Annotated in this window: 15 protein-coding genes, 1 tRNA gene and 2 rRNA genes (1 of these 18 cut by a window edge); 8 read left to right on the top strand and 10 right to left on the bottom strand. The window is 58.1% G+C overall.

Features of this window, described 5'->3' with window-relative positions:
* Positions 1 to 4 precede the first annotated feature (4 nt).
* The 4 genes from AB8B31_RS22085 to AB8B31_RS22070 are packed head-to-tail and all read right to left on the bottom strand — an operon-like array spanning position 5 to position 4,436.
* On the bottom strand, positions 5 to 526 hold the full coding sequence (locus tag AB8B31_RS22085; RefSeq protein WP_065276719.1) for a DUF995 domain-containing protein: 522 nt from the start codon (positions 524 to 526) through the stop codon (positions 5 to 7).
* A 37-nt stretch (positions 527 to 563) separates the two neighbouring features.
* Positions 564 to 2,432 carry a glycosyltransferase family 2 protein gene (locus AB8B31_RS22080; protein WP_439007508.1) on the bottom strand — a complete coding sequence of 623 codons (1,869 nt, stop codon included), beginning with the start codon at positions 2,430 to 2,432 and terminating at the stop codon, positions 564 to 566.
* The gene (galE, locus tag AB8B31_RS22075; protein ID WP_131605365.1) at positions 2,429 to 3,412 is read right to left on the bottom strand and encodes a UDP-glucose 4-epimerase GalE; all 984 of its coding nucleotides are present in this window, start codon (positions 3,410 to 3,412) and stop codon (positions 2,429 to 2,431) included. The genes AB8B31_RS22080 and galE overlap by 4 nt, the downstream gene beginning before the upstream one ends.
* A gap of 1 nt (position 3,413) precedes the next feature.
* Positions 3,414 to 4,436: a UDP-glucuronic acid decarboxylase family protein gene (locus tag AB8B31_RS22070; RefSeq protein ID WP_018244214.1), complete on the bottom strand. Its 1,023-nt coding sequence runs from the start codon at positions 4,434 to 4,436 to the stop codon at positions 3,414 to 3,416.
* Between the two features lie 386 nt (positions 4,437 to 4,822).
* On the opposite strand from AB8B31_RS22070, the gene AB8B31_RS22065 reads away from it, so the two are divergent.
* Positions 4,823 to 5,137: a hypothetical protein gene (locus tag AB8B31_RS22065; protein ID WP_131605364.1), complete on the top strand. Its 315-nt coding sequence runs from the start codon at positions 4,823 to 4,825 to the stop codon at positions 5,135 to 5,137.
* A gap of 19 nt (positions 5,138 to 5,156) precedes the next feature.
* Here the strand turns inward: AB8B31_RS22065 and AB8B31_RS22060 are convergent, their stop codons facing one another.
* Positions 5,157 to 5,939 carry a helix-turn-helix transcriptional regulator gene (locus AB8B31_RS22060; RefSeq protein WP_018244212.1) on the bottom strand — a complete coding sequence of 261 codons (783 nt, stop codon included), beginning with the start codon at positions 5,937 to 5,939 and terminating at the stop codon, positions 5,157 to 5,159.
* Between the two features lie 846 nt (positions 5,940 to 6,785).
* Here AB8B31_RS22060 and AB8B31_RS22055 point away from each other — a divergent pair.
* From AB8B31_RS22055 to AB8B31_RS22030, 6 genes are all read left to right on the top strand, one after another.
* On the top strand, positions 6,786 to 7,727 hold the full coding sequence (locus tag AB8B31_RS22055) for a fibrinogen-binding protein (RefSeq protein ID WP_439007507.1): 942 nt from the start codon (positions 6,786 to 6,788) through the stop codon (positions 7,725 to 7,727).
* A gap of 145 nt (positions 7,728 to 7,872) precedes the next feature.
* The gene (locus AB8B31_RS22050) at positions 7,873 to 9,912 is read left to right on the top strand and encodes a hypothetical protein (RefSeq protein WP_032981543.1); all 2,040 of its coding nucleotides are present in this window, start codon (positions 7,873 to 7,875) and stop codon (positions 9,910 to 9,912) included.
* A 25-nt stretch (positions 9,913 to 9,937) separates the two neighbouring features.
* A complete protein-coding gene (locus tag AB8B31_RS22045) occupies positions 9,938 to 12,238 on the top strand; it encodes a type I secretion system permease/ATPase (protein ID WP_247265845.1) in 2,301 nt (766 codons plus the stop codon).
* 5 nt (positions 12,239 to 12,243) lie between these two features.
* Positions 12,244 to 13,593: an HlyD family type I secretion periplasmic adaptor subunit gene (locus tag AB8B31_RS22040; protein ID WP_026188567.1), complete on the top strand. Its 1,350-nt coding sequence runs from the start codon at positions 12,244 to 12,246 to the stop codon at positions 13,591 to 13,593.
* Between the two features lie 104 nt (positions 13,594 to 13,697).
* A complete protein-coding gene (locus AB8B31_RS22035) occupies positions 13,698 to 14,189 on the top strand; it encodes a hypothetical protein (protein ID WP_018244207.1) in 492 nt (163 codons plus the stop codon).
* Positions 14,190 to 14,459: 270 nt separating this feature from the next.
* A complete protein-coding gene (locus AB8B31_RS22030) occupies positions 14,460 to 16,112 on the top strand; it encodes a GNAT family N-acetyltransferase (RefSeq protein WP_131607309.1) in 1,653 nt (550 codons plus the stop codon).
* Between the two features lie 146 nt (positions 16,113 to 16,258).
* Here AB8B31_RS22030 and AB8B31_RS22025 read toward each other — a convergent pair whose 3' ends face one another.
* The 3 genes from AB8B31_RS22025 to AB8B31_RS22015 all read right to left on the bottom strand — a co-directional run bounded on the left by AB8B31_RS22025 (position 16,259) and on the right by AB8B31_RS22015 (position 20,270).
* A complete protein-coding gene (locus AB8B31_RS22025) occupies positions 16,259 to 18,253 on the bottom strand; it encodes a glycosyltransferase (RefSeq protein WP_131607307.1) in 1,995 nt (664 codons plus the stop codon).
* Positions 18,235 to 19,467 (bottom strand): HlyD family secretion protein, encoded by a 1,233-nt coding sequence (locus AB8B31_RS22020; RefSeq protein ID WP_131607305.1) that lies wholly within the window; start codon positions 19,465 to 19,467, stop codon positions 18,235 to 18,237. The genes AB8B31_RS22025 and AB8B31_RS22020 overlap by 19 nt, the downstream gene beginning before the upstream one ends.
* Before the next feature lie 726 nt (positions 19,468 to 20,193).
* A tRNA-Met gene (locus tag AB8B31_RS22015) sits at positions 20,194 to 20,270 on the bottom strand.
* A 64-nt stretch (positions 20,271 to 20,334) separates the two neighbouring features.
* Between AB8B31_RS22015 and AB8B31_RS22010 the strand changes: the two genes are divergently transcribed.
* Positions 20,335 to 20,505, top strand: coding sequence for a hypothetical protein (locus AB8B31_RS22010; RefSeq protein ID WP_165403101.1), 171 nt, complete (start codon positions 20,335 to 20,337; stop codon positions 20,503 to 20,505).
* A 13-nt stretch (positions 20,506 to 20,518) separates the two neighbouring features.
* Here AB8B31_RS22010 and rrf read toward each other — a convergent pair.
* Positions 20,519 to 20,633 (bottom strand): 5S ribosomal RNA (gene rrf / locus AB8B31_RS22005).
* Positions 20,634 to 20,875: 242 nt separating this feature from the next.
* Positions 20,876 to 21,934: ribosomal RNA gene (locus AB8B31_RS22000) — 23S ribosomal RNA — on the bottom strand; it runs 1,756 nt beyond the window's last position.

The following is a 21,934-nucleotide window of genomic DNA, read 5'->3' as shown; positions in this document are numbered from 1 at the left end:
GGCTTCACCCTCCTTTTCGGGCTATTTCCTGGCTCAGCAGGACCTGCTTCAGTTCGCGCGCCTTCGCGCTGACCGTATCGACGGGAACGAGCTTGCGGAACTCGTCATCCGGGAGCACCGATGCATGACGGAAGACGTACCACTTGCCGTCCGGCTGGCGCCGCTGATAGATCGTGTTGCCGATCTTGCGGTGACCGAAACAGGTGCTGGCGCGGGCCGCACCCTCGGCATTCGTCCAGGTGGCACGCATGCAGAGCTGGCCGAGATCGTCGACCACCCATCTGCCTTCGGCGAAGGACGGCTTCCCCTTGTCATTGCTCCAGGCGATAAATCGCCGGCCGTCATCGAAGAAACGGCCGCCGCCGGTGTTCCAGGTCCAGGTCTTGTCGCCATAGATACGATAGAGCTCATAGGCGCTGACCGGCGTCGGCGCTTTCTGTTTGGCGACCTCGGCGCCGTGTGCCGCCATGGGCAGACACAGGCTGAAAGCGAGGGCCGCTCCGTATAGTCTCGATCCGATACTCATTACATCCTCCTACTCGACACTTGCCGGTTCCGCCGGCTCAGACACCTTGTTCGTCCCGCCCCGTGCTTCCGAACCCATTCCATCTGAGGCGGAACTTCACGATCCTGGTCTTGCCGCCGCCGACACCGGCACCGGCTACGGCAAACTGTGATTGGCTGAAACTGATGAACGTCTGGCCGTGGGAAAGGGCCTCGAGGCTATGCAGACCATGGCTGCCCGCCTGCATGCCGCCGGTGATGCAAATCGCAAGCCCCGTGGCCGTCGCAAGCCACAGCCCGCGTGATTGCGGCAGCCGCGGCAGATCGTTCTCGATCGCATGGCGAATGACGATCAGCACCGTCAGCGACAGATAGATCGAGAGATTCATCGCCGCGAAAATATAAAAGCCTTGGGCGGCAGCGGCCTCACTGGCCAGTGCCATGGCGGCTGCGCACAGTCCGGCGAGCGCGATATAGGGCGCGATGACGCGCAACGGCAAAGACCGCTGCTGCTGCTTTCCCTTCGGCGTGATGCGGAAATCGACGAAGGAGCCGTAGATATAGTCGCGAAGCGCAGCGAGGCTGCCGGCAAGCGACCACGGCCAGCGCAGGAAGATAAAAGCTAGCCCTTCCCAGCCGAACAGTTTCGCATCGTGCGGCCTGAAGGTTCCCGTAGCCCGCCAGAAGAAGGCAAACAGCGTCAGCACGACCGATATCGGCGTAAAATGCAGCAGGAAATCCGGATAGGTCACATTGACGAAGACTTGGCCCGTCATCAAGGCGGCAACCGGCAGCAGGAACATCACGGCCATGAAGGCGGAGAAGAGCGGATACCACAGCTGCGAGAACACGAACTGAAATCTCAGTCGCCAGGGCAGGTGCATGATGTGACGGCGGGAATGTTGCAGCAGGATCGTGACGAGGCTGCGCGACCACTGGAATTCCTGGACGACGAGATCGGTGAAGTTTGCCGGTCCGTCGCCATGAGCGATCGCATCGACGGCATGCACGCCACGCCAGCCGCCGGCATTCATCATCAGCGTTGTCGAATGGTCTTCCGCAAGTTCCGGGCCGAGGCCGCCGATCTGACGAAGGGCCGCCGTGCGAACCGCATAATGGGAACCGATGCAAAGAGGCGCCCAGCCATTATTGTAACCCGTCTGCAGCGAACCGTGCAGGCTTGCCTCGGCATAGAGCCTGCCACGCGCCGCCCAGCTTTCGCCGGCATTGGCATCGCAGATGCTGGGAGCGGAGACATAGCCGATCTTAGGATCGGCGAAGGGGCGCAGGATTTCACGGAGGTAGGTCGGCGTCGGCACATGGTCGGCATCGAACTGGGCGACGAAATCGTAGCGCGCATAGCCGAAATGGTCGTAGAAATAGGCGAGGTTGCCTTCCTTGCAACGCGTCCGGCGCGGCCAGGTGGTGCGATGATACTCCGCCACGCCCTTTCGGGTGGAGATCAGCACGCCGTGCGCCGCACACCAGCGCCTGGTTTCCTCCGAAGGGTCCTCGTCGGCCAGCCAGACATCGAAATCGACGTCGATCTGGTCAAGCATCGCCTGCAGCGTGGCGCGGACGACGGCAAAGGGCTCGGACGGCGCCTTGGTGACGACCATTGCCACCCGCCCTTCCGGCAGCCGTGCCGCAGGATTGACCGTCCTCGCATCGAGGAAGATCAGGATGAAATAGGCCGGCACGAGCGTGATCCAGGCAAGCACGAGGGTGATAAGCACGAAGGCGGCCCAGGAAATGATATGGGCGGACTGGCACCACCAGATCCAGAAATAACCGAGTGCTGTCAGCCAGCAGAGGATGCCGAAGCCATAGGCGACGCGGTTCCAGCCAGCGAAAACAGGATCGAATGCCTCAGCTGCGGCGGCCTTCGCCGTCCTGGCGCGGTGACCGACTTGCAGTGCGTCGCTCATGCCGTCAGCTCCAGTCCGAAGGTGGGGCCGGCGGTGCGGATGATCGTATCGATATCCGAGAAAACCGGCGAGAAACCGAGCTCCGCCTTCGCCCTTGCGGTATTGGCAAAGAGGACCGGCGGATCGCCAGCGCGGCGAGCGCGATAATTCACGGGGACTTCACGGCCGCTCGCGCGATAGATCGCCTCGAGAATCTCGCGCACCGAGGTGCCCCGGCCAGAGCCGAGATTGACGCTGAGCGAGCCGCCGCCCGCCATCAGATGATTGACGGCGGCGAGATGCGCCTGCGCCAGATCGCTGACATGAACATAATCGCGAACACAGGTTCCATCCTCGGTCGCATAATCGGTGCCGAAGATATCGAGCCGCTCCAGCCTGCCGGCGGCGGCAAGAAGGGCGCGAGGGATGAGATGGGTCTCGGGGTGATGCCGTTCGGCAAGCTCGCCATCGGGATCGGCGCCGGCCGCATTGAAATAACGCAGTGCGGCAAAGCGGACGCCGTAGGCAGCGGCAAAATCCTCGAGCGCCATCTCGAAGATCAGCTTGGTGCGCCCATAGGGATTGACCGGGTGCTGCGGGCTTTCCTCCCGTATCGGCAACGAGGCGGGAACGCCATAGGTGGCGCAGCTGCTCGAAAAGACGATCCGGTCGATGTCCTGATCGAGGCAGGCCTCGAGCAGGGTCAGGCTGCCAACGACATTATTCCGGTAATATTTCCTGGGCATGTCGACGGATTCGCCGACATAGGCATTGGCACCACAATGGATGACGCAATCGGGCGAAAACTCTGCAAGAGTCCGGCGCAGCGCGGCGGCGTCGGCAATCTCTGCCCGGATGAGCGGGCCCCAGCGGACGCTGTCGGCATGTCCCGTCGAGAGATTGTCGTAGGTGACAGGGATCATGCCGGCACGCGACAGCGTTTTGCAGATATGACTGCCTATGAAACCGGCGCCGCCGGTGACGAGAATGTAGCGGGGCATCTCATACGACCTCCGCCTTCTCTGTGCCGGCCAGCAGGCCGTCGAAATATTCGACGGTGCGAGCCAGGCCGGTTTCGAGCCCGATGCGGGGCTCCCAGCCCAGCTCGGCCATGGCCCGGGAAATATCCGGCCGCCGCTGACGGGGGTCGTCGGTGACCGCAGGCAGGTGGACGATCCGGGAACGCGAGTTCGTCAGGTCCCGAATGATTTCCGCCAGGCGGCGAACGGTCATTTCGGCTGGATTGCCGAGGTTGATCGGGCCGTTGCAAGCACTGCCGGCAGCCGAAAAACGCAGGAAACCGTCGACGAGATCGTCGACGTAGCAAAAGGAACGGGTCTGCTGGCCATCACCATAGATCGTCAGATCGGCATTGCGCAGAGCCTGCACGATGAAATTGGAAACCACCCGCCCGTCGTCCAGGCGCATGCGCGGCCCGTAGGTGTTGAAGATGCGGCCGACCTTAATGTCGACGCCGTAAGTCCGGTGGTAATCGAAGAACAGCGTTTCAGCGCTGCGCTTGCCTTCGTCGTAACAGCCGCGCGGTCCGATCGGGTTGACATTGCCGCAATAGGATTCGTGCTGCGGGCTCTGGCTCGGGTCGCCATAGACCTCCGACGTCGACGACTGGACGACGATCGCACCGGTCTTTCGCGCGCAGTCCAAGGTGTTGACGGCGCCGAGCACATTGGTTAGCAGCGTTCCCACCGGATCCCGCTGATAATCGGGCGGAGAGGCTGGGGAGGCGAAATTGAAGATGAGCGACGCGTCGATATCGAAGGGCTGCCTAACATCGTGCTCGACGATGCGGAAGCGGGTGTTCGATGTGAGATGATCGACATTCGCACGGCGGCCGGTCGAAAAATTGTCGAGGCATATGACGCTGTGGCCGCGCTGCAGGAGCCTTTCGCAGAGATGTGAACCGAGGAAGCCGCCCCCGCCATTCACAAGAACGGTGCGTCGCCCTTGGAGCACCGGTATGCCTGACACTTCAGAATAACCTTCGTTGGGAACGAAACTACGCATTACAAACTCCTTCCCATGTATTTAGTCTTTTGATTATTTATGCACTGCATGCCTCCGTTATCCGCTCTGGATATTCATGAAACTGAGCGTCCATACATGAATAACTTTGTAGTTACTCTCCAGATACCGAATTACTATTAAAACAATACAACGACTTCCGCCAAGGTCAACTTGAAAAATTCCAGCTATCCAAAATAATTACGCAAGTATTCTTCAAAGTAACAAATGATTAATCACTTTCAACGCTTTACCACCAATACGCCTCTCATCCGCCTCTCAAGCTTCACTCAATGCAGCTAATATACGAGGGAAGTCGGGTGATCGGCCGCGCTCAACGGCAAGGCCGGTCTTGCATCCGGAAGCGCCATATGCGAGGGGTTTGGGCTATGTTGAAAAAACAAGATGCAGCGCAGCTGAAAGGCCGGCGTCTTCGCTTGGCGATGTTCGTCTGGGGAACGGCGCTTATGGCGATCGGACAGACGGCCTGCACGGTCGTTGATGACGATATCGCAGTCGTCGCGAAGAAGAGTATCGTCGAGGCGCCGCGCGTCTCCAAGGCCTATGCCTATCCGGAAAATCGCGCCGAGCGCCCGGCCGGGGTCACGGCCCGCACTGTCGCCTATCACGGCTCAGCGCCTTATATCTGCTCCCCAAGCGGCTTCGGACAGAAGTCGCGCTGCTTTGCGCGTCCCTCTATCTGAAGCAAAACTGATCGTTACATCAATTGCGCCACCGACCGGACATATCGTCTTCGCCGGCAGGGTGTTCATTGAAGAAACGGGAAGCCGCTTCCGTGCGGTTTCGGACATTCATCTTCTTGTAGATGTTGCGGACGTGAACCTTCACGGTGTTTTCGGAAAGATGCAGCTTGTCGGCGATGATCTTGTTCTGCGTCCCCTTGCATATGAGATCCAAGATCTGAACCTCCCGGGTGGTCAAAGCGGAGATACTGTCGCGTCTCAGCTTGAGCGCATTGTTGCGCGCCGCATCGACCGATTTTGTCTGATAGAGCGAAGGTTCCAGCTGGGTGTTCTTGTTGTTGAGACGGTTTAGAAGTGCTGACGGAAAATGTTCGCCGCCCTTCATCAGTAGATCCACAGCGGCCATGAAGACGTCGAGCCGGAGGTTGAGCGGCAGGACGCCATCGATGATCCTTGCCTCCACCAGCCGGCTGACATAGGGCTCGAGCATGTCGATAGCTTCGACGACAAGTCCGATCGAGGTTTCAGGGTGGTTTTCGCGGGCAGCCTGCAGCGCTTCTTGAAGCTCAGGGCCAGGTATATGATAGAATAAAACGAGCTTCATATCGCTGGTATCTTTTTCCAGCATCGGCTTTGTGCTCGTTATGCTTGCTACTTCACAGTTCGGAAATTTCTTCGCCAGTGCTTCTACCATGCATTCCGAAAACAGATCCGCCTTGGCTACCACTAGTATAGTATCTCCAGACGAACTCAACTTCCTTCCTTGGTCCGCATTCTCCATTCCAGACCCTGTCATGAACATATACGCCTCCCCTAGCGTTACACTTTACTCAAACGTGGAGCGATGGCGGGTATTAAATAGTATGAAATGTCGATCCCGAATGTCATCGCCTTATTTTTTAGACATTTCTTAATTATGTTAATACGGATTGAGAAGGAAGGAAATGGCCCAAAGTGATTAGTTTTAGCGGGGGAAAAACGATACGATACAAAGCCTTGGTTGTATTTTCACTTCGATAGATACTTCAAGGTTATATTTGCTCTGACTATAGCTGAACAGCTTAATGTAATATTTCAGTACAGATTGTCATAATTTCGTCATGCAGGGTGGTGGCCGGATACAGGACGGGGAAACATCGAGAGGTGCCCCTCAACCCGGCAGCGAATGCCGAGAGCCCCGAATTCTCATTGCCCGCCGACGCTCCCGCCGAAGAGATCTTAACGCTCCAACGACAGGGGCTATCCAGGGCTAGCCGGGCATGGCAGATCCGCCTTAGCCCGAATTGATGTCTATCGGATCCGCATTTTTTCCAGCAATCTGTGATCGTCGTCCAAGTGGCGACATGGAAAACCCATGTACTGTTTAGCGTTTTTATACATGGCCTCCATTTAGGGCAACTCAACGAAAAGAAGACCTGACTACTCCTTATCCATTTCAGGATTCGGAGCCGGATATGTGCGGCCTTGTACTGAGTACGTACGTTCCCAATACCAACGGTTTGATCAACAAATCGCGAAGAAGCCGCAGATGACTAGTACCGAATACATCTGCCGATGTTAACCGCATCGGAGCGAGCGCGAGTAAAATCCCATTTGAGATGAGAGGGATTTCGAAAAGCTGCTCCGGTTTTTTTCTGGAGAAACTTGAATGTCTGACGACATCGAAATCACGAAGGTCGGGGCGCTTGCCGACGGCTTTGCCAACAGCGCTATCAATTCAACTGAAGTTGACGACGGCTCGACCGGTTATGTCGGCGGCGTCGCCAATGGCGACAATCGCGACAATACCGACAACAGCGTAGATGTGGACGTCAAGGCCGAGCTCTCCGCAAATAATGGCGACAACCGCGACAACGAATATGACTGGAGCTACAAGTCCGACGACGATACGAGCACCAAGACCACGACGATCACCGACTCCAATAACGACTACGACTGGAGCTATGACAGCAAGTCGTACAGCGACAACGACACCGACACCAAGACGATCACGGACACCGATACGAAGACCGTGACAGACACCGACATCAAGACCATTACGGATACGGATACCAAGACGGTCTCCGACAGCAACAACACGGCCGACAGCTTCAACAAGACGGATACCGACTTCGCCGTCATCGAAGACGTCAAGGACTTCGACAATCTCGGCGTTGCCGGCCACGACCTCACCTTCAACCTCGGCGACGACTTCTCCTTCACTCTCGACGTTGACAGCATCCTCAACAATTCGCTGTCCGGCGAGGGCAACGACAGCGGCTTCAGCGCCGTCCAGGCGAGCCATCTGGCTGACCAGGACCAGGCCTGGAACATCAAGATGGACAATGGCGGGGCCGACAACCATCTGAAGGCCGATGGCGGCCACGCCGATAGTGCAGAAGGCATTGAGATGGACGGCAAGGGCTGGGATCTCAAGGCTGGCGACGATGCCAATGGCTCGAGCACGGCCGACGCTTCGGCCATCCTTGCCAATTCCGGCTTCCACCTCGAGCTTGTTCAGGGTGCTAACCTGCTCAGCAACACAATTGACTCCAGCGTCATCGGCGGCAATTCTCATGTTTCCGACGTCGGCGAGGATACCAGCACCTGACACGGACCTCCAACGACCAAGACGAGCTGCACCGGCCCCGGCCGGTGCAGCTTGATTGCTTGAAAACGGTTTGACGACCACACCGCAGCTCCCAGCGAGGGGCGCCCAGAAGGCCGATCGTCATTTCGAATGGGAGGGCCGAACCATGCATATCGAGAAGATTTCGGAAATCATCGCGCACTTCATCGGTCTCTTCGAGATGACGACCGACGAGATGCGGTTGCGCACCAACTATGCTGAAGGCGCAGGACCGGGCGCGGATGGACCCGTTCTGCCGGATCAGGATGCCTATACGGCTGCCTTCTCTTCCGATCTTCAGCTCAAGGATTACGATCCAGGCGTCATTTACAAAAGCGGCAGCTACGAGATCGAATATGGTCCGGCGCGCCATTTAGGCCGCGTCTTCGAAGAGAGCCTCGAGAAGCTGGCGGCGATTGCCGCAAAGGACATCCCGTTACCGCATTTCGGCGATCCCACGGATATCGTGCTCATGGATGAGCCGGAACTGACCGTCTTTGCCGGGCCTGGCTCGACGATCAGTCATGTCCTCCAGGTCAACGTCCTCTACGACGACGATTATCTCGACATGACGAACGGCGTCCATGCGCCGCGAGACACGACTTTTGTCATCGAAAAGCTCGCGGACTTCAGCACCAAGGCCGAGATCTTCACGCCTTTTTCGAGCCTCCACAGAACCGACACCTATGATGGCGCGCTGAAGATCGCCCAGGATCTCGAAAGCTATATCCAGAATGCCCAGAATACCGAGGACAGCGGGACAACCTCGCCCAGCACCGACGCGACGCATCATTTTGTCACCACCCATCCCGCGGGCGACGGCCCCATCGTCTACGTCAATGGCAAGGCCGAGACCGATATACCCGTCCTCGACGACTTCCTGCCCGACCGCGGTCTCGCCAAGCTCCAGGAAGAACCCGACGACAGCAATTCGTCCGTCGAACAGACAGATCCCAGCGGCAGTAGCCTTGATGTGACCGCCGGTGCAAATCTCCTTGTCAACGTCGCCTCGGTGATCAACACCGGCGTCATTACTTCGGTCACCGCGGTAATGGGCAACTACCACCAGATCGACGCGATCTCCCAGGCCTTCGTCTACAGCGATCACGACGAGATCGCCTCGGCGCTGCGCTCATCCGGCCATTCGGCCGAGGAGGCGGGAACGGTCGCCAAGAATATCGCCATCTTCGAACACAGCACCTTCGAAGCATCGAGCCACGCCGACAGCGATGCTGCCGAGCCGACGTTCCCGAACAGCTGGCGCGTCAGCGTCATCGATGGCGACGTCTCCTTCGTACAGTGGATCGAGCAATATCACTTCGTCAGCGACAACGACACGATGACGGTAACCACCTCGGGATCCGAAGCCACGGTTCTGACGGGCGGCAATACCTCCATCAACTTCTCCTCCTTTTTCGGGATGGGCATGCAGTATGATCTGGTGATCATCGGCGGCAATGTGCTCGACATCAACAGCATCACGCAGATCTCGCTGCTCTACGACAATGACTGGGTGCGGGCGGAAGACGGCGTCGATCCCGGCGCCGACATCCAGACCGGCAACAACCTGATCTGGAATTTCGCCTCGATCCACAATGTCGGGACGGACAGCCCCTTCGCGGCCATGCCGGACTATATGGTCGAGGCGCAGAAGGCGATCGAAGATCGCGATCCCAATATGCCCGAAGGGCTGTCGTTCGACGTGAATTTCCAGGGATATGCCGGCCTCAACGTGCTCTATATCACCGGCAATCTCTACGACATGACGATCATAAAACAGGTCAGCATTCTCGGCGATTCCGATGATGTGACTCAGGCGGCATCGACCATCCTCGACAACAATCCCGATGCAACGGTTACGATCGACACAGGCAGCAATGCGGTCATCAACATCGCCGAGATCGTCGACTACGACAGTTTCGGCCAGACGACCTATCTGGCGGGCCAGCTCTATTCAGACGCCATCCTCATTCAGGGCGGGCTGGTGGAGCATGACACGACGCAGCCGCAGCCGGCCGACGACAGGCTCGCCAACGAAGTTATTGCCTTTCTCGACAACGACGATCCGGCGGGCAGCGATTCTGCGGACGGCGTCATCAATGCCGGACATGATTTTTCATGGTCGTCGGCGCACCCCGCCGACGTAATGCAAGCCATGGTCGCGTGACCTTGAGTATTGCGGAGGAACCACGATGAACCAGATTTCAAAACAAATCTTTGCGGCAGGCAGCGCCCTCGATCTGAGGTCGGGTAATATTCCTTCCGCTGCCCCCTCGGACGCTGCGATGAGCGAGGTGTGCATCTCCGCTATCGACCAGGCGGTCGAGAATCTTCGCAGGCTCAGTGGCGCCGTTGCTTCGTCTCCCGATGGCAGCAAGGAGACGATCGAAATCGCGGCGCGCGAGGCTGCCGATATCGGAGGCGCAAGTGCAACTCAGCCGCCCCTGACGCAGAAAACAGTGCCGGCGGAAGCCTCGAATGTGAAAACGGCGCCTCCTGCCGCAGTGGCGCAGAGCCCGGCGACAGCAGAACCGGTGGAAGCACTCGCCCAGCCGCGGATCGAAGCGCGGGTGCCCCCCGAACTGCCGAAAGAGAAGACCGAGCTCAAATCGAGCCCGACGATGCCCTTCGGCAAGACCATCGAAGGCGAAAGTGGCCCGATCAGCGAGAGTGACAGGCGGCTGCGCACCGGCGGCGGCGGAAACGGCAAGGATTCCGATCCCGGGGGCGGCGGGGGCGGGGGCGGAGGAAGTGGCGGCGGTTTTCACAAGCGCAGCGAGCCTGTGAATTTCGCCGCCAGCCTCTCGCGTGGCATGGCGGCGGTGCGACGCAACATGGTGGTCGTCATGATGTTCACGATCGCCATCAACGTCCTTCTGCTGGCAATCCCGCTCTATCTCTTCCAGATATCCGACCGGGTGCTGACGAGCCGCTCCATCGATACGCTCGTCATGCTCTCGATCGCCGTGATCGGCGCCGTGCTGCTGCAGGCCTTCATGGATTCGGTGCGGCGCTTCATCCTGATGCGCACCGCAGTGGAACTCGAAGTGCAGCTCGGCGCGCCGATCCTCAGCGCTGCAGCGAGAGCATCGCTGCATGGCAGCGGCAAGGATTATCAGACGCTGCAGGACCTGCAGCTTTTGCGGGGCTTCCTGACATCCGGCACGCTGATCGCATTTCTCGATGCGCCGCTGATGCCGTTCTTCGTGGTCGTCGTCTATTTCGTGCATCCGCATCTCGGCATCATCATCATGACCTGCTGCGCGGTGCTTTTCGTGATCGCCTACCTGAACCAGAAATTCACCGCCCGGCAATTTGCCGAATCCAACGGCTATCTCAGCCGGGCAAATTTCCACCTCGATTCCATGTCGCGCAATTCGCAGATCATCAACGCAATGGCGATGATCCCCGAAGCGGTGAAGATGTGGGGCCGGGAAACGGCGGGCTCGCTGAAATCGCAAGTCGAGGCGCAGGACCGCAACATCATCTTCTCCGGCATATCGAAGGCCTGCCGCATGATCACCCAGGTCACCCTGCTCGGCTGGGGCGCGCATCTGTCGCTTTCGGGCGAGCTGACGGGCGGCATGGTGATCGCCTCCTCGATCATATCGGGACGCGCGCTGGCGCCGATCGAAGGCGCCATCGAAGGCTGGCACCAGTTCAACCGGTCGGCCGCCGCCTATGGCAGGATCAAGAGCCTGCTCTTGAACTCGCCGTTGAACTTCCCGCGCCTGCGCCTTCCCAATCCCGAAGGCCGGCTCGATGTCGAACGCATTCTCTTCGTGCCGCCGCCGCAGAAGAAGGTCATTCTCAACGGCATCTCCTTCTCGCTCAGGAAGGGGGAATCGCTTGCAATCATCGGCAATTCCGGGTCCGGCAAGACGACGCTCGGCAAGATGCTCGTCGGCTCGATCGTCCCGACATCGGGAAATGTTCGCCTCGATCTGATGGATCTGCGCAACTGGGACCAGCGCCAGTTCGGCGAAAGCATCGGCTATCTGCCGCAGGACGTGCAGCTCTTTCCCGGTACGATCAAGGCCAATATCTGCCGCATGCGCGACGACGTCGACGATCATCAGATCTACGAAGCCGCAGTGCTGGCCGACGTGCACGAGCTCATCGCAGGCTTCCCCCAGGGCTACGAAACCATCGTGGCGGCCGATGGCGCTCCGCTCTCGGGCGGCCAGAAGCAGCGAATCGCACTGGCTCGCGCCTTTTTCGGCAACCCCAAATTCGTCGTCCTCGACGAGCCGAATTCAAACCTCGATACCCAGGGCGAGGCCGCGCTTGCCAGGGCGCTGATCCATGCCAAGAAGCAGGGCATCACCACCGTGACCATCACCCAGCGCCCGGCCCTTCTCCAATGCGTCGACAAGATCCTCGTGCTCAAGGAGGGCACTGTCGCCATGTTCGGGGAAAGGATCGAGGTGCTGCAGGCGCTTTCCAAGAACAACGGCAATAACGGTCAACAAGCACCGCGCATCGAAGGATGAACGACATGGGACGGAAAAAGCAGGAGACGACCGGTCCGGTGCAGCTCGAATGGTATAGCGACGTGCCGCGCTCGATCCGGATGCACAGCATCGTCGGCCTGACGGTACTCTTCACCTCGTTCGGAGGCTTCGGCTTCTGGGCGGCGACGGCACCGCTTGCTTCCGCTGTTATCGCGCAAGGAAGCTTCGTCGCGACCGGCAACAACAAGATCGTCCAGCATCTGGAAGGCGGCATCATCAGGGAGATGCGCGTCAGCGAGGGCGATACGGTCAAGGAAGGCGATATCCTGCTGACCCTCGATCCTACAGCGTCCCGCTCGAATGAGCGGATGCTGCAGCTTCGCCGGCTGCGCCTGGAAGCTGTCGTCGCAAGGCTCCGCGCCGAAGCGCAGGGCCTGCGCGAATTCCAGCTTCCCGATATCGTGATGAAAGAGGCAAGCGATCCCGACATCAACGCGATCATCCAGAGCCAGAACGTCGTCTTCCACAGCAAGCAGATCAAGCTCGAAGAACAGCTCAACCTGATCGAGAAGAACATCAAGTCGCTGGAATACCGTTTCGCCGGCTATAAGGGCCAACGAGAATCCTTTGAAAGGCAATTGTCGCTGCTGACCGAGGAACGCGATTCCAAGGCCCGACTGGTCAAGGTCGGCTATATGCGCAAGACGGATCTTCTGGCCATCGAACGGGCGATCGCCGATGCGATGGGCGACATTGCTCGACTGAATGGTGAGCTCAACGAGAGCGAGGCGGAGATCGCCAAATTCCGCCAGGAAGCCGTCATCGCCGTCAACTCCAATAAGCAGGCGGCACTCGATGCACTCGAGACCGCCGAAACCGATCTGGACAGCGTGCGCGAACAGATGCGCGAGGCCGCCGGCGTGCTCGAACGCACCACCATCCGTTCGCCGGTGTCGGGCACGGTCGTGCGCTCCTATTTTCACACAGCCGGCGGTGTCATCACGACAGGCAAGCCGATCATGGAGATCCTGCCGGCGCATGTGCCGCTGATCCTGGAAGCGCAGGTGCTGCGCACCTCGATCGATCAGCTGCATGAGGGCGAAACGGCCTCGATCCGCCTCACGGCGCTCAATCGGCGCACGACCCCTGTTCTGCAGGGCAAGGTCTTCTATGTCTCAGCCGATTCGATCGAGGAAAATTCGGGAGCTTCAGTCAAGGACGTCTATATCGTCCGCGTCGGAATACCCGATTCCGAGATTGCACGGGTGCACAATTTCCATCCCGTTCCCGGCATGCCGGCCGAAGTGCTGATCCAGACGTCGGAACGCACCTTCTTCGAATATTTGAGCAAACCAATCACCGACAGCATGTCGCGGGCTTTCAAGGAACGCTGATCGCCCGCGATCCGGTAAATGCGACGGACTTGCCCGTTGTTCTGATGTAATGTCCATATGCCATCCTTCATGGATGGATCCCCTCCGGGGAGAAAGGGTCAAGCATGGCGGCGATGTCCGATGTCCTGTTGCGGGTCGGCCGGCTGAACTATGTCTGGACGAACACCGAAAGCCTGCTGATCTACATCATCGCCCATCTTCTCCGGGTCGAAAAGGAAGCAGCAATCGTCGTGTTCCTGACGCTCAACACGACGCGCGCCCGGATCGATCTCATCGAACGGCTTTCCAAGCTCGCTTCGACCTCTCCTTCCGACCGCAAGGCGATCCTTTCGGCCATGTCACGGCTGAAGAAGGAATCCAAGACACGCAACAAATACAATCACTGCATCTATTCCTTCGACGATAAGGGAGAGATCTCGAGCACGCAGCTGATGCGGCTCGTCGAGGACGACAAGGAGATCCGCTACGGCAAGATCGAGCAGATGGACGCACGCGAGATCGACCTTCTGGAAAAGTCGATCGCCGAAATCGTCGCCATCAGCCGGACGCTCTGGGCCTTCATCCATGCGAGCCCGCAGATCGCCGGTGAGCTCTGACCTAATCCTTATGTATGCATGTTCTCAAAACCGCTGCACACTTTCGGGCGATGTACATTGAAGCGCGCCGTCCTCCAAGAGGCGGTACGCTCTATCACTCTGAATCTATGCATGATTTCCACCAAAAACGGGTCGCGATTTTGGGTTATACGCCGGCTCCGGACTAATCACATTTAGGTCCTGCAAATCATCCGGACGGTTTATTTGAAGATCGGTGTTTGCCATTAGAATGAAATCTCCCGAGTGACGTATGGGGTATTGGGGGGCGGCATGCGCATAGATATCATCGACACCATTGCCGGGCTCGAGGCGGTACGCGACAACTGGGATCAGGTCTTCATGGAAGACCCCGACGCGCAGCATTTCCTCTCCTGGATCTGGCTGAAGAATTATCTGTCCCGCCGACGCCGCTGGTTCATCCTTGCTCTGCGCGAACGCGACCCCGAAGCACCTTATGTCGCCTTCTTTCCGCTGCGCCTCATCACGCATCTGAACGAGAAGACCGGGCTCTTCTACGACGAGATCATCATGGCCGGGAATTTTGCGGCCGATTATACCGGTCTCATCGTCAGACCGGATTACGAGCATCATGCCATTGCCGGCTTTGCTTCGTTTCTCAAACATCAGAACTGGACCGACCTGAAGCTCGAATATTTCAGCGGCCCTGCCGGCCGGCGCGAGAAGATGATCGAGGCGCTGCAGGGACCGGAGGTGATGTTTCGCGACAGCTCGCCCAAGAACAGCGAGAATATCGACAATACGATCTGTCCCATCGTCCCCCTGCCGGCCAGCTTCGACGACTATCTCGAGCAGCGGATGAGCAGCCAGACGCGCCAAAAGCTCCGGCGGTTCCTGCGCAAGGTCGAAGGCGACGATATTTACCGGATCACGATGGCAACTCCCGAGACCATCGATCGGGACATGGACATCCTCTTCAATCTCTGGCGGATCAAATGGAGTGCCCGCAAAGGCGCGGAGCGGACCGAGCGGCTGATCATCACCACGCGCGAGATGCTGATGGACAGCTTCCACTGCGGCAATCTCGAGGTGCCGGTCTTTTGGCATGGCGACCAGCCGCTCGGGGCGCTGGCGAATATCGTCGACCGGCAGAGGAAGGCCATCCTCTTCTATATCACCGGCCGCGACGAGAATTGGAAGACGCCGTCTCCCGGCCTCATCCTGCATGGATACTGCATCCGGCGAGCTATTGAGCACGGCTTCAAGACCTATGACTTCCTGCGCGGAAACGAACCCTATAAGTACATGTTCGGGGTGGAGGAAAGGCGGATCAGCTGCACCCTGTTCCGCACCCGCAGCGGCCAGAATCTGCATGGCGTGCTCAACCCGCGCAGCATTCGTTTCGTCTATGAACAGGCGCTCGACATGTACCGCAATGGGGCCCGGAGCAAGGCGGAGATCGCCTTCAACCAGGTCCTGCAATCGGCTCCAGGCCATACCGGCGCGGAATTCGGGCTCGCCAATCTGCTGTTCGACCGGGGCAAGCTGACAGAGGCACTGGCTGCCTACAAGGCCCTCGTCGAGCAAGCGCCCGATCCGACGCCGATCCATATGCGGCTTGGCGACACGCAGCTTGCGCTACATCAATATGAGCAGGCCGCAGAGACTTTCCGCCGGGTTGGCGAGATCGGGCCGCATCTCATCCAGGCGCATTACAAGCGCGGTATCGCCCTTGCGGCCAGCAAACGGCTGGCCGAGGCGGAGACCGTCTTCGCCGCGATCCAGGAGGTGCATTCGGACGATCCGGCCGCCCTCGACTATGCCGTCAAGGCGGGTGTTGCCCTTGAACGGATCCGCATGAGTGCCGAGGCCACCGCTCGCAAGACGGACGTCGTGCCGGAGACCCTCGCCCGCTGGAGCCGCGGCCGTCATCTGAGCGAGCGGCGCCGCCTGCGGCTGCATTGACGATTGTTGTGGACGCGCGATGCCCAGTGTCCAAACACACGAAAGCCCGCACGAGGCGGACTTTCGTGTATCTGGTTGCGGGGGCAGGACTTGAACCTGCGGCCGGCCTGGCGATTGGCCGGCTGCCGGGCCGGGAAACGCCTCGCTCAAAGCGTCCGGGTCCGACCGAATGTCCGAAGCAGAAGGTTGATCGAGACAGCGACTTTGTCAATGTCACGAACGTCCTGGGAGTAACGCCCGGTATAAAGTTTCACGATCATTTTATCGCGGGGCGAACCGCTAAGATTGAAAAAAAGGTGCAGGTAGAAGGCCTCCTTGTCGCCTGAGCGGGCAATGCTCCTTCGTCTTTGGGTGACCGTCCTTAGTTCGGTCTTGAAGGGCGAGAACCCCTCGAGCGACAGCGTGACATCGGCGGATGCAAAGCGCGTCTCCGGTGGCACAGCAACGACTGCCTTGTCGAGCGCCAGACTGACTATGCGGCCGGAAACACCGTCGACGTGAACCGTTTCGTCAAGTTTGAACGCATCGAAGAGCCGTCGCGGTTTTTCGAAGCAGATCAAGGACGCAATAGCGAGAACGAGAATGTTGATGCCCGACCAGCAAACCGCAATCGGCGAGAACTGCGCCTCGATATGGGAGGTCTCAGGGACAATATTGATGACAAGACCGATGGCCGTCGCCACGATCAACGCCGCTATCCAGGCAAGGCTGTATCCGTCAAATCCGATCGCCTCGTTGCCGCTGCCCTTCGGGGTCACCCTGAATGGCTTGCCGAAGGGACGCACCACACTGGAAATAACGGTTGGCAACATCCGAAACGTCGAAAAAGCCCCGACGGCACTCGATACGACAGGCAAATATCGGGTCGGTGTTATCCAGAGCATCAAAAGGAAATAGGCCGTCAGCAACGGCACCTGATGGGAGATATAGTCTGCAGCGTTGGTGAAGTAGAGCGGCAGCAAGCCGAACCAGAGATATATGATCGGGATGATCAATATCGTAAAGCGCACCAGATACTGCACCAACCACGACAGCGGAAGGAACATGATGCGTTGAAAAAGCGACAGACCAGGTCCGCGCAGTGGGCCGTTGTGAAGATAAAGTGTTTGAATTCCCCCCTGACACCAGCGCTCACGCTGTACAAAATAGCCAGTCAGATTCTCAGCGGCCAATCCCATCGACAGGCGCTCATTCAGGTAACGGGTCTTGTAGCCCTTGTTGAGCATGGAAAGGGTGGTCAACAGATCCTCCGTGATGGATTCCGTTGGAAACCCCCCAATCTCATCGATCGCCTTGCGTCGCGCGATTGAACATGACCCACAGCAGAAACTGACGTCCCAGATATCTCGGCTCGGTGCAATTTCATCAAAGAACAAACGCTGCTCGTCCGGCCAGATATTTTCGAGGCCGAGATTTGTTTGCACCGGATCGGTATTGAAGAAATGCTGTGGCGTTTGAACGATGCCGATGGTCGCATCGGAAAAGAAGGGAAGCGTCCGGCGCAGGAAGTGACGATAGGGCACGAAGTCAGCATCGAATATCGCGATGAAGTCGCCGGAGCTGACCTTCAGACCATTGTTCATGTTGCCGGCTTTGGCATGGCTGTTGTCGGGCCGTGTGACGTGGATTGCTCCCTTCTCCTCGCAGTAGGCCTTGAGCCAATTACGACGCTGATCGTCGAGCACGTAGACTTTCAGCTTGTCTTGCGGATAATCGAGCGCAAGCGCCCCTATGATCGTCCGTTCCAGGACGTCGAGCGGCTCGTTATAGGTAGGAATGAACACATCCACCGTGGGCAATTCATCCTCGTCACCTCTAAAGAAGTCTGGCGCGAGCCTGTCGGCTTCTGCGCTCCGGTCCACGTATCGACTCATCAAAACCAGGAAGAGCACGACTTCGAAGAATGCGAGGATTTCTACGATGAACAGAAACCAGACCCAGTAGAAGTTGAGGCCATTGTTGGGATAGGGAAGTACCGTCTCGAATAACCGCCAGAGTATATAGCGCAACGCAATGGCGCCAACGACCACGCATGTGATTGCGCGCGTCGAGCTATAGTTACGCGACCAGTTGAAAGGCCCAAGCAAAAAGAACGCCAAAACCGAAAATGTCGGAGCCAGTGCTATGAGATACTGAACCACAGGCTCTCTACCCAGTTCCATATGTGGAGGTTAGGTTTGGGAAGGCGCACCTGAACAGAACGCCCCACCTGACAAAAGTTCGCATAATCCGTATTGAGAGCGGAGGGAGCCAGACCGACGCGTATTCGATCGTTGCGTTTGGTTGTTTCGGGCTGATTGGCTGCCAGCGTGTCCTTCTCGGCGACCGCGGAACTGCCTCTTACCGATAGGACAACGCCTTTGAAGGCCTCGCCTCCGCCTAACAAGCGCACCTCCGCAGCAAGGCCTGGATAAATCTCTTGGTAATCGACCTCCGGAACAAGGATATCGACGAAAAGATCGCTGCAATCGAGGATGCGCATCAGCTCGGTATTGAGGATGACGTTCGAGCCGTTGACGATGTTGCTACTCCACACGACTCCGTCGAAAGGTGATGGATCTGATGCCGAAGTGAGACTGCGGACGCGGTTTTCCTCCTCAATCAGCTGCATCTGTACCTGCGCGCCCCGTGTTTCGTTTTCGGCGATGCGCGTATTGAGATCGTTGATCCGAACGATGACCTCATCCTGTCGCTGGCGAGAATAGGGTACGTCGTTCTGGCCGTCACCGAAAACGAAAACACCCTTGCGAACGGCTTCCAGCTTTTGTTCGAGCTGGGCTACGGTCAAGCCACTGATTTCGAGTTCGCCCCCCGCCGCTTCCCAGGCGGCTCGGGCGGACTCGACCATCTTGGTGGACAGGATACCCTTCGCCTCAAGCGCGAGCCGCCGGTCAAAGTCGACTTGCGCGACATTGTCCTGCGCCTTGGAAACCTTGACCCGTTTGTTTAGAATTTCAACTTGTCGCTCCAAGTCGGCAACGGTTGTCCGCGTAAAGACTTCCATGCGTGCGCCCAATTGATCACGAAGCCTTACAAGCTCATCACGTTCCCGCTTTAGCGCCGCAACATGTTCGACAGCAGTCATGTGGTCGGCCTGCAGCGAAGTCAGTATTGCGCGGTTCACGCGGGCATTGTGTATCACGGCGAGCGGCGCTCCTGCCGACACGCGCGCACCAACTTTTGGGGGCGTTTCTGCGACTTCACCGTCGATAGGAGCGTTCACGATCGCAAATCGCGCATTGACTGTACCGTCGAGACTTGTAAAGCCAGTTAGGCCGGGCAGCAGAAGGACGATGGCAAGCGCGAACAGTAATATGCCGATCAGAATGCGGGTAATGCGGTGGTTCCAGATCATTGGCAATTCCAAAATCATCAACCGCAAGGCACTCGTGTGAGGCTTGCGTAACTGCAACCATATCTTGTAGAGATGTAGGCGCACCATGGCCATAGACAAGGGGACGAGCTGGCTGCACTCGATACGTTCGGTAAAAAGTCGCAATAAGGCTAACCTGGGATTAGCTATGTACTGCAGCGGAGGCTCGTTTTGTATGAGGATGGACCGCGCCGGCGCCCTGAAGAGGCGTTAACCTCGCCCCGTTACCAAACGCACAAAGCCCGCACGAGGCGGGCTTTTCTTTAGACCATCGTCCCCTGGAAATTTGGACGGTATCTCAGCGAGCGACGCCGACCGCGTCTGCATTGACGATTGTTGCTGCGATGTACCGTAGACTAGACGCAAAAAAAGCCCGCCGGAGTGGCGGGCATTTGTGTGTCAATGTTCGTATATTTGGGATTTGGTTGCGGGGGAGGATTTGAACCGTCCTTCGGACCCTTCAGGTTATGAGCCTGCCGAGGCGAGGCGGATAAGCAATCGATCCAGTGAATCGATTGCCCGCCGAGCGGGCTGCTCCACGAGGAGCGTTTTGATTTTTGGAATGAAGGATTGGTTGCGGGGGCAGGATTTGAAGTTTCTGTCCCGCTGCGTCGGCTTCGCCTTCTTGGCGGGCCCCTGAGGAGGCGTTAAATCCTCGACCCGTTACCAGATACACAAAAGCCCGCACGAGGCGGGCCTTTGTGTATCTGGTTGCGGGGGCAGGATTTGAACCTGCGGCCTTCAGGTTATGAGCCTGACGAGCTACCGGGCTGCTCCACCCCGCGTTAATGTATTCCGAGCTGTTTGAGCCCGGGAGCGCTGTCAGGCGTAGCCTGACGAGGTGAGGCCGTGAAGGAATCGATCCAGTGGATCGATTTCAGGCCGAACGGGCTGCTCCACCCCGCGCCATGCGCAAATCGCTGGGATTTGCTGGTGTATTATAACACGAAAGGCCGCTTTGTGAGCGGCCCTTTTGTTTCGGCTTTGGGCCGTTTGTTTAGTGATGAGAAGATTGATTAGTTGCGCTTTGCAGACCTGGCAGCGACCTACTCTCCCGCGTCTTAAGACGAAGTACCATGGGCGCAGGGGCGTTTCACGGCCGTGTTCGGAAAGGGAACGGGTGCAGCCACCCCGCCATAACCACCAGGTCGGCAAAGCGCAACTATATGTTTTGAGAAGCTGGCAGGCATTAGCCTGTTTTCTTTTTTTGAACACGTCTTTGGAACCTCTTCTGACTGCGGATGCTTGTGGCACCCATACAGGCCAGAGGCCGTCGCGCTTGGTAGCGCGGGCCGTCCGCAGCGCCATTGGCGCGTCAGGACAAAGGTCTTGCATCATCGATCCGGACGACCGCTTTGCGGTCGCCTTGAGATGAGCATAGTCAATGAGAACGATCAAGCCGATCGAGCTATTAGTACCGGTAAGCTTCATGCGTTGCCGCACTTCCACACCCGGCCTATCAACGTGGTCGTCTTCCACGGCTCTGATAGGGAATACTCGTTTTCAGGTGGGTTTCCCGCTTAGATGCCTTCAGCGGTTATCCCGTCCATATATAGCTACCCTGCTATGCCCTTGGCAGGACAACAGGTCCACCAGAGATATGTCCATCCCGGTCCTCTCGTACTAGGGACAGATCCTGTCAATATTCCTACACCCACGGCAGATAGGGACCGAACTGTCTCACGACGTTCTGAACCCAGCTCACGTACCGCTTTAATTGGCGAACAGCCAAACCCTTGGGACCTGCTCCAGCCCCAGGATGCGATGAGCCGACATCGAGGTGCCAAACAACCCCGTCGATATGGACTCTTGGGGGTCATCAGCCTGTTATCCCCGGCGTACCTTTTATCCGTTGAGCGATGGCCCTTCCACGCGGGACCACCGGATCACTATGACCGACTTTCGTCTCTGCTCGACTTGTCAGTCTCGCAGTCAGGCGGGCTTATGCCATTGCACTCGACGACCGATTTCCGACCGGTCTGAGCCCACCATCGCGCGCCTCCGTTACTCTTTCGGAGGCGACCGCCCCAGTCAAACTACCCACCATACACTGTCCCGGACCCGGATAACGGGCCGCGGTTAGACATCCATGACGATAAGGGTGGTATTTCAAGGATGGCTCCACGGAAACTGGCGTCCCCGCTTCAAAGCCTACCACCTATCCTACACATGCCGACACGAATGCCAGTGTAAAGCTATAGTAAAGGTGCACGGGGTCTTTCCGTCTGACCGCAGGAACCCCGCATCTTCACGGGGAATTCAATTTCACTGAGTCTATGTTGGAGACAGCGGGGAAGTCGTTACGCCATTCGTGCAGGTCGGAACTTACCCGACAAGGAATTTCGCTACCTTAGGACCGTTATAGTTACGGCCGCCGTTTACTGGGGCTTCGATTCAAAGCTTGCACCTCTCCTCTTAACCTTCCAGCACCGGGCAGGCGTCAGACCCT

This window comes from Rhizobium sp. 62_C5_N11_2 (genome assembly GCF_051811185.1).
Lineage (GTDB): Bacteria > Pseudomonadota > Alphaproteobacteria > Rhizobiales > Rhizobiaceae > Rhizobium > Rhizobium leguminosarum.
This window is presented reverse-complemented; position numbering and strand designations above follow the sequence as displayed.